This is a genomic window from Anaeromyxobacter dehalogenans 2CP-1 (assembly GCF_000022145.1).
GTDB classification, from domain to species: Bacteria; Myxococcota; Myxococcia; order Myxococcales; family Anaeromyxobacteraceae; genus Anaeromyxobacter; species Anaeromyxobacter dehalogenans.
Genome location: NC_011891.1, coordinates 1,486,682 through 1,495,000, shown reverse-complemented (window position 1 = coordinate 1,495,000; position 8,319 = coordinate 1,486,682). Strand labels below are relative to the sequence as shown.

Annotated in this window: 7 protein-coding genes; all 7 read right to left on the bottom strand. The window is 75.0% G+C overall.

Translation table 11 applies throughout. The features are described 5' to 3' along the window. Positions 1-147 precede the first annotated feature (147 nt). Positions 148-2,697 carry a bifunctional aconitate hydratase 2/2-methylisocitrate dehydratase gene (gene acnB / locus A2CP1_RS06705; RefSeq protein ID WP_012632657.1) on the bottom strand — a complete coding sequence of 850 codons (2,550 nt, stop codon included), beginning with the start codon at positions 2,695-2,697 and terminating at the stop codon, positions 148-150. A gap of 168 nt (positions 2,698-2,865) precedes the next feature. Then, positions 2,866-3,066: a cbb3-type cytochrome oxidase assembly protein CcoS gene (gene ccoS, locus A2CP1_RS06700; RefSeq protein ID WP_012632656.1), complete on the bottom strand. Its 201-nt coding sequence runs from the start codon at positions 3,064-3,066 to the stop codon at positions 2,866-2,868. Between the two features lie 12 nt (positions 3,067-3,078). Then, entirely contained in the window at positions 3,079-5,502 is a 2,424-nt protein-coding gene (locus A2CP1_RS06695; protein WP_012632655.1) for a heavy metal translocating P-type ATPase, read from the bottom strand. Then, positions 5,492-6,163: a sulfite exporter TauE/SafE family protein gene (locus A2CP1_RS06690; RefSeq protein WP_012525293.1), complete on the bottom strand. Its 672-nt coding sequence runs from the start codon at positions 6,161-6,163 to the stop codon at positions 5,492-5,494. Before A2CP1_RS06690 ends, A2CP1_RS06695 begins: the two co-directional genes overlap by 11 nt. After that, positions 6,160-6,960 carry a FixH family protein gene (locus A2CP1_RS06685; RefSeq protein WP_012632654.1) on the bottom strand — a complete coding sequence of 267 codons (801 nt, stop codon included), beginning with the start codon at positions 6,958-6,960 and terminating at the stop codon, positions 6,160-6,162. The genes A2CP1_RS06690 and A2CP1_RS06685 overlap by 4 nt, the downstream gene beginning before the upstream one ends. Further along, the gene (locus tag A2CP1_RS06680) at positions 6,957-8,186 is read right to left on the bottom strand and encodes a 4Fe-4S dicluster domain-containing protein (protein ID WP_012632653.1); all 1,230 of its coding nucleotides are present in this window, start codon (positions 8,184-8,186) and stop codon (positions 6,957-6,959) included. The genes A2CP1_RS06685 and A2CP1_RS06680 overlap by 4 nt, the downstream gene beginning before the upstream one ends. Further along, on the bottom strand, positions 8,173-8,319 hold the full coding sequence (locus tag A2CP1_RS22945) for an LPXTG cell wall anchor domain-containing protein (RefSeq protein WP_012525290.1): 147 nt from the start codon (positions 8,317-8,319) through the stop codon (positions 8,173-8,175). The genes A2CP1_RS06680 and A2CP1_RS22945 overlap by 14 nt, the downstream gene beginning before the upstream one ends.

The following is an 8,319-nucleotide window of genomic DNA, read 5'->3' as shown; positions in this document are numbered from 1 at the left end:
ATCGCACGGGCCGGCAGGAGCCCGTCCCCGCGCCCCTGGAGCGGCCGCCTGGCGGCCCAGAGGGCGCGAGGCCCCCGCCGCGCGCCAACGAGGAGGCCCCTCCCCCGCGGCGCGGGAGAGGGGCCTCGAGGACGGCGCGGCCGTGCGCTACGCGACGACGCGGAAGCCCTTGTACTCGGCGAGCTCGTCGAACTGCAGGTACCGGTACACCTGGCCGGCCTTGGGCGCGATCTTCTCGTTGTAGACGGCGAAGTACTCGGCCACCGTCGGCAGCCGCCCCAGGTTCGCCGCCACCGCGCCCAGCTCGGCGGAGCCGAGGAACACGCGGGCGCCGTTGCCCATGCGGTCGTCGAAGTTGCGGGTGGACGTCGAGTACACGTTCACGCCGTCCGGCACGCGCGCCTGGTTGCCCATGCACAGCGAGCAGCCGGCGATCTCGATGCGGGCGCCGATCTGGCTGTAGACGGAGAAGTACGCCTCGTCGCGCAGCTCCTGCTGGTCCATCCGCGTGGGCGGGCAGAGCCAGGTGCGGACCAGGCCGGTGTTCTTCTGGCCCTTCCAGATCTCGCCGGCCGCGCGGAAGTGGCCGATGTTGGTCATGCAGGAGCCCAGGAACACGTCGTCGATCTTCGTGTTCTGGACGTCCGACAGCAGCTTCACGTCGTCCGGGTCGTTCGGGCACGCCAGGATCGGCTCGGTGATCTCGGCCAAGTCGATCTCGATCACCGCGGCGTAGTCGGCGTTCCTGTCGGCGCGGAGCAGCTCCGGCTTCGCGAGCCAGGCCTCCACCGCCGCGATGCGCGCCTCCAGCGCCGCCTTGTCGCCGTACCCGTCGGCGATCATCTTCCGCATCAGCGCCACGTTCGAGCGGAGGTACGTCGCGACGCTCTTCTCCGAGAGGTCCACCGCGGCCGCCGCGGCGCTGCGCTCCGCCGCCGCGTCGGTCAGCTCGAACGCCTGCTCCACGGTCAGGTCGGGCAGGCCCTCCATCTCCAGGATCCGGCCGTTGAACACGTTCTTCTTGTTCTTCTTCGGGACGGTCAGCAGGCCCTGCTTGATGGCCCAGTACGGGATCGCGTTCACCACGTCACGGAGCGTGATGCCCGGGTTGAGCTTGCCCTTGAACCGCACCAGCACGCTCTCCGGCATGTCGAGCGGCATGAAGCCGAGCGCCGCGCCGAACGCCACCAGGCCGGAGCCGGCCGGGAAGGAGATGCCGATGGGGAAGCGGGTGTGCGAGTCGCCGCCGGTGCCCACCGTGTCGGGGAGCAGCAGGCGGTTCAGCCACGAGTGGATCACGCCGTCGCCGGGGCGGAGCGCCACGCCGCCGCGCTGCTGGATGAAGGACGGCAGCGAGCCGTGCATCTTCACGTCGGCCGGCTTCGGGTACGCCGCGGTGTGGCAGAACGACTGCATCACCATGGGCGCCTGGAACTTCAGGCAGGCGAGCTCCTTCAGCTCGTCGGCGGTCATGGGGCCGGTGGTGTCCTGCGAGCCGACCGTGGTCATCCTCGGCTCGTAGTAGCCGCCGGGCAGCGCGCCGGCGATGCCGCACGCCTTGCCGACCATCTTCTGCGCGAGCGAGTAGCCCTGGCCGGCCTTCGGCTGCGGGTTCTTCGCGACGGCGAACAGGTCGATCTCCTTCAGCCCGAGCGCCTTGCGCGCCTTGTCGGTGAGCGCGCGCCCGATGATGAGCGGGATGCGGCCGCCGGCGCGGAACTCGTCCGGCACGGTGACCGGCTCGAGCTTGAAGGTGGAGAGCACCTCGCCCTGCTCGGTGCGGACCTCGCCCTTCTTCGTGTCGATCACCACCACGTCGCCGGTCTTCAGCTTGGTGACGTCGGTGCGGATGGGCAGCGCGCCGGAGTCCTGCGCGGTGTTGAAGAAGATCGGGGCGATGACGCCGCCGATGATCACGCCGCCGCGGCGCTTGTTCGGCACGAACGGGATGTCCTCGCCGATGGCCCAGAGCACCGAGTTGCAGGCCGACTTGCGGGAGGAGCCGGTGCCCACCACGTCGCCCACGAACGCGACCTGGAAGCCCTGGGCGCGGAACTCCGCGATGGTCTTCAGGCCGCCCGGGAAGCGGGTCTTGCCCATGGCCAGCGCGTGGAGCGGGATGTCCGGACGGGTGGAGGCGTCGCCGGCGGGCGAGAAGTCGTCGGTGTTGATCTCGCCGTCCACCTTGAAGACCTTGACCTTGATGGTCTCGGGCACGCCGGGGCGCGACGAGAACCACTCGGCCTTGGCCCACGCGTCCACCACCGACTTCGCGGCGGCGTTCGTCTTCGAGAGCGCCAGCACGTCGTCGAACGCGCCGTAGACGTAGGTGGTGTGCGAGAGCGCCTTCGCGGCCGCGGCGGCCAGCTCCGGGTCCTTCAGCGCGGCGACCAGCGGCGGCACGTTGTAGCCGCCCATCATCGTGCCGAGCAGCTCCACCGCCTGGGCGCGCGAGACGAGCGGGCACGTCTTCGCGCCGGAGACCACGTCGGCGAGGAACTTCGCCTTCACCTCGGCGGCCGGATCCACGCCGGGCGACACGCGGTCGCGCAGCAGCCCGAGGAGGAACGCCTCCTGGCCCTTCGGCGGCGCCTCGAGGAGCTTGACCAGCCCCTTCGTCTGCTCGGGGTCGAGGGGCTTCGGCGGGATCCCCTGGGCCTTCCGCTCGGCCTCGTGCTTCAGGTACGCCTCGATCACAGGGCTCCTCCTTCGGAACTGGTGCGGGTGGAAAGATCGGAAAAAGCGATGCCGTATAGCACGACCGGATGCGGGTGTCAGCCGCGCCCACCCGCCGAACACCGCGGAAGCACGTCGCTTTTCGGGACCTGACCGGTCCACATTGGGGCCGGAGCGAGCGGGCGCACGCTACCGCTCGCGGTCGGGGGCGCGCGGCTCCGGCGGCGGCGGCGCCGGCCGGGCGGTCGGCTCGTCGTCGTCGTCCAGCATCCGGTACTTCGGGCCCTCGGGATCGTCGTACTGCCCGCTCTTCACCGACCAGAGGAAGAACAGCCACGCCGCCAGCCCGAGCGACAGCGACAGGACGATGAGGAAGCCGATGGTGCCCATGCGCTCTCCCTCCTACAGGGCCCGCCGGAGCCGCGCCGAGTTCCCGACCACGAACAGCGAGCTGGCGGCCATGGCGCCCGCGGCGACGATGGGGTGGAGCAGGCCGGCCATGGCGAGCGGGATCGCGACCGCGTTGTAGAAGAACGCCCAGAACACGTTCTGCCGGATGACGGCGTAGGTCCGGCGCGAGAGGCGCACCAGGTCGGGGAGCAGCCGGAGGTCGTCGCGCACCAGCACCGCGTCGGCGCTCTCCATGGTGACGTCGGCGCCGCGCCCCATGGCGGCGCCCACCTCGGCCTGGGTCAGCGCCGGCGCGTCGTTGATCCCGTCGCCGGCGAACAGCACCCGCCGGCCGGCCCGCTGCCGCGCCGCCACCGCCTCGCGCTTGTCCACCGGAGACGCCTCGGCCACCGCCTCGACGCCGAGCGCCGCCGCCACCGCACCGGTGGTGACACGGCCGTCCCCGCTCACGATGACGACGCGCAGCCCGAGCGCGCGCAGCGCCGCGATGGCGGCCGGCGCCTCCTCGCGGATCGGGTCCGCCACCGCCAGGAGCGCGAGCGCGCGGCCGCCGCGGGCCAGGAACGCCGCCGTGTCGCCGTGCGCCTCCAGCTCCCGCGCGCGCGCGTCCGCCTCCGGCGCGAGCGCCACCCCGCGCTCGGCCAGCAGCGCGCGGTTGCCCACCAGCACCTCGGCGCCGCCCACCTCGGCGACGACCCCGCGCCCGGGCACCGCGCGGAACCCGGCCGCCTCCGGCTCGGCGCCGGCCGGGAGCGCCCGCGCGGCCTCGGCCACCGCCCGCCCGACGTGGTGCTCGCTGCGCCGCTCCACCGCGGCGGCCAGCGCCAGCGCCTGGTCCGCGCCGACGGCGGGATCGAGCGGCACGATCGCCCGGAGCGCGGGGCGGCCGCGGGTCACCGTCCCGGTCTTGTCGAGCAGGACGTCGGTGGCGCGGCCCGCCCGCTCCACCACGTCCCCGCCCTTCACCAGCAGGCCGCGCGCGCTGGCCAGGCCGGTCGAGAGGAGCACGGCGATGGGCGTGGCGAGGCCCAGCGCGCAGGGGCACGCGATCACCACCACCGAGATCCCGGTCATGAGCGCCCGCTCGACCGGCACGCCGCGCGCGAGCCAGGCGGCCACCGTGAGCGCCGCCAGCACCAGCATGGCCGGCACGAACCCGCCCACCACCCGGTCCGCCACCGCCTGGATTCGCGGCTTCTGCGCCTGCGCCTCCTCCACCGCGCGGACGATCCCGGCGAGCACGGTGTCCTTGCCCACGCGCGTGACCTCGATCACCAGGGCGCCGTGCTGGTTGACGGTGCCGCCGATCACCGCCGCGCCCGCGCCCTTCGCCACCGGCCGCGACTCGCCGGTGACGAGCGACTCGTCCACCTCCGAGGCGCCCTCGCGCACCACGCCGTCGAGCGGGATCCGCTCGCCGGGGATCACCTCGATCCGGTCGCCGGGCCGGATCTCCGCCACCGGGACCGACCGCCGCTCCGCGCGGCCGCCGGGCCCGGGCTCCAGCCGGCGGGCCTCGCGCGGCGCCAGGCTGGCGAGCCGCGCCACCGCCTCGGAGGCGCGGCCCTTGGCGGCCGCCTCCACGTAGCGGCCCACCAGCACCAGCGTCGGGATCATGGCCGCGGTGTCGAAGTAGACCTCGCCCCCGCGCAGCATCCCGTGCACGCTGTAGGCGAGCGCGGCGAGGGAGCCGATCACCACCAGCGAGTCCATGTTGAAGCGCAGGTGGCGGAGCCCGCGCCAGGTGGCGCGCAGGAACGGGGCGCCGGAGTAGAAGACCACCGGCAGCGTGAGGCCGAGCGAGATCCACTCCATCAGCCGGCGCGTCGGCGCGTCGATGCCCTGGAAGTACCCGGCGTACAGGGCCGCCTGGTAGATCATGAGCTGCGAGGCGAGGAACAGCGCCGTCCCGAGCCGGACGAGCAGGTCCTTCGCCTCGGCGCGTCGCGCCCGGAGCTGCTCCGCGTCCGACCACGGCTTGGGCTGGTAGCCGGCCGCCTGGATGCGCCCGAGCACGCGCTCCAGGCCGACCGCCGCGGGATCGAAGCGGATGCGCGCCCGGTGCGTGGCGTAGTTCACCCGGGCCGAGAGCACGCCCGGCGTGCGCTGCAGCAGCTTCTCGTTTAGCCAGACGCAGGACGCGCAGCGGATCCCGTCGATGGCCACGTCCAGCTCGGCCGCGCCATGCCCCTCGCGCACCGCCTCGCGGAACGCGGCCAGGTCGAGCGCGGCCGCGGCCTGCGGGCCCACCTCGGTCCAGCGCCGGCTGTCGTAGTAGGCGCCCAGCCCCTCGCCCTGGATCAGCTCGAACACGCCGCGACACCCGGCGCAGCAGAACACCTTCGGCGCCCCGGCCACCTCGGCGCGCACCGCCTCGCGCTCCGGGAACTCGAGCAGGCAGTGGTCACAGCGCATCGACGCCGAGCCCGCGCAGCAGGAAGAGGACGCCGAGCGCGATCACCAGCACGCCCCCGGCGCGGTAGAGCACGCCGCGGGCGCGCGCGCCGACCAGCGTCGCCGCCGCGCCGGCCAGCAGCAGCGCCGGGAGCGTCGCCACCCCGAACGCGAGCGCGAGCAGGAATCCCTGCCCCGCGCTGCCGGTGCCGGCCGCGCCCACGAACAGCGACCAGGAGAGCCCGCAGGGCAACAGCCCCAGCACCAGGCCCACCGGGTAGAGCCGCCCCGCGCCGCCGCCCTCGAGCAGCCCGCGCGCCAGCGCCGCCACCCGCCCCGCGGCGCGCGCCTCGAGGCGCTTCACCGCCAGGCTCAGCCCCGCGGCGCCCAGGCCCATGGCGATCATGAGCGCGCCGGCGATCACCGAGGCCACCGCGGCCACGCCGGCGAGCCGCCCGGCCAGGTTCACGAACGAGCCGGTGAGCCCCATCACCGCGCCCACCAGCGCGTAGGTGGTGATGCGGCCGGCGTGGTACGCGAGCTGCCCCTGCAGCGCGCGCCCGGTGCCGCGCGGCCCGGCGGCGAGCGCGAACGCGCCCACCAGCGGCCCGCACATGCCCAGGCAGTGGCCGAAGCCGCCCAGGAGCCCGGTGGCGAGCGCGGTGGCGAGCGCGGCGGTCACTCGGCGGCCTTGAACCCCAGCTCGGCGGTGGCGCCCGGCGCGCCCGGGCGGGCGACCGACACGGTGGCGGTCCAGTCGGTGCGGCCGCTCGGGCACCGGACCAGCACCGCCTTGCCCTGGTAGCGGCCCGGGCCGACCGGCGCGAGCCGCGCCTCGGCCGGGAACATCTCCATGCCCTTCATGCCGAAGCGCACCGAGAGCTCGGCGCCGTCCACCGGCGCGCCGCCGGCGCGGACCTCGGCGGCGACCCCGAGCTCCGTGAGCGCGCGCGGGGGGCGCGGCGAGAGCTCCAGCGTCACCGCCGCGCCGCCGACCTCGACGGTGCACGGCCCCGCGGCGAGATCGCAGGCCGCCGCGGCGGCGGGCACGTCCACCGTGCGCGTCAGGCGCACGCGATCGGCGCCGCGGCGCACGTCGAAGCGGATCTCCCACGGCCCGGGTGCCGGGAAGGCGAGGTCCGCGGCGTAGCCGCCGCGCTCGCGCGGCCGCGCGGCGGCGGTCCACTGCCCGCGCCCGCTGTCGGGCCGGCCCACCGTGAGCGCGACCTCGGCGCCGTCCAGCGGACGCCCGGCGCCGTCGCGGATCGCGAACGCGAGCGCGCCCGCGCCTGCCGCGGCAGGCGCCACCTCCACGCTCCAGCCGAGCGCCTCGCGCCCGCGCCGCTCGCGGTCGTACTCCAGCCCCTCCTCGTAGGGCTGGGCCACCACGGTGTCCTCGCGGACCAGGCTGCCGATCCAGATGGTGCCGCCCACCGCGCCGAGCGCGGCCAGGACGGCGAGGGCGATGACGGGCTTCACTTCACCTCCGGTGCGACGAGGGAGACGGCGGCGGAGGCGGCCTCGCCGGGCGCCTCGCCGTCCGGCCGCGGGCGCGCGACGACGCGGGCGGCGCTGCGCCCCTCCGGCAGCCCGCGCACGGCGGCGAGCACGCGGACCCGGCGGCGCTCGCCGCCCGCGAGCGCGACGCGCGCCGGGCGGAGCTCGGCCTCGCCGCCGGCGCCCGGCTCGAGCGCCAGGTCCACCTCCACCGGCCGCCGGCCGCGGTTCTCGAGCCCGACCGAGAGCGTGTTCAGCACGCGGCCGTCGGGCGTGCGGCGGGGCGCGTAGGCCTCGTCGCCGAGCACGGTGAGCCCGAGCGGCGCCCGGCCGGCGACGGTGGCGACCAGCACCGCCAGCGTGACCGCCGTGACGCCGGCGAGCACCAGCGCGGCGGGGCGCGCCAGGCGCGGCCGCCCGCCCGGCTCGCCGTAGGAGTAGCCGATGAGATCCGGCGCGCGGCGCAGCTTGCGCATCACCGGCTCGCAGGCGTCGATGCAGGCCGCGCAGGCGATGCACTCCATCTGCAGCCCGTGCCGGATGTCGATGCCGGTGGGGCACACCCGCACGCAGGCGCCGCAGTCCACGCAGTCCTGGGCGCGCCGCGCGTCGTACGCGACCACCAGCGTGCTGCGGTCGAACAGCACCCCCTGCAGCTTCGCGTACGGGCAGGCGGTGGCGCAGAAGCGCTGGCGCAGCACGGCCAGGTCGAGGAACAGCACCGCGAAGCCGGCCGCCCACGAGCCGGCCACCACCGGGCCGAGGGCCCCCGCCGCGAGCCGCCGGAAGAACTCGACGGGCGGCACGAAGTACCAGACCAGGTTGGCCGAGGCGACCGCCGACACGACCGCCACCGCCGCGAAGCCGAGCGGCCGGCGCCACCGGCGCGGGCGCTTGCGGCGCTCCGGCTCCACCCAGGCGGTGAGATCGCCGAGCAGCGTCTGCGGGCAGGACCAGCCGCACCACACGCGGCCGAACAGCAGCGTCACGAGCAGGAGCGCGGCGGTGAGCGCGAGCGTGGCGGCGAGCACCACGAACATCTCGTCCACCGCGTACGACGCGCCGAACGCGTGGAGGCGGCCCGCCGGCACGTCGAGGCGCAGCGCGCTCTCGCCGCCGACGGAGACGAAGGGCAGCCCCAGCACGATGAGTGCCTGGGCTGCCCCCGCGATGCGCCGCCACCTCTGGAACCGCCTAGTCGTCGTCATCCTCGAGCATCTTGTACTTCGCCTCCTCCACCCGGTCCTTCCGCCTGCGCGAGTAGTAGAAGACGATGATCCCCAGCAGCGCCACGCACATCGTGCCGCCGAAGATCGCGTAGGCGAGCTCCTGGCTTCCCAT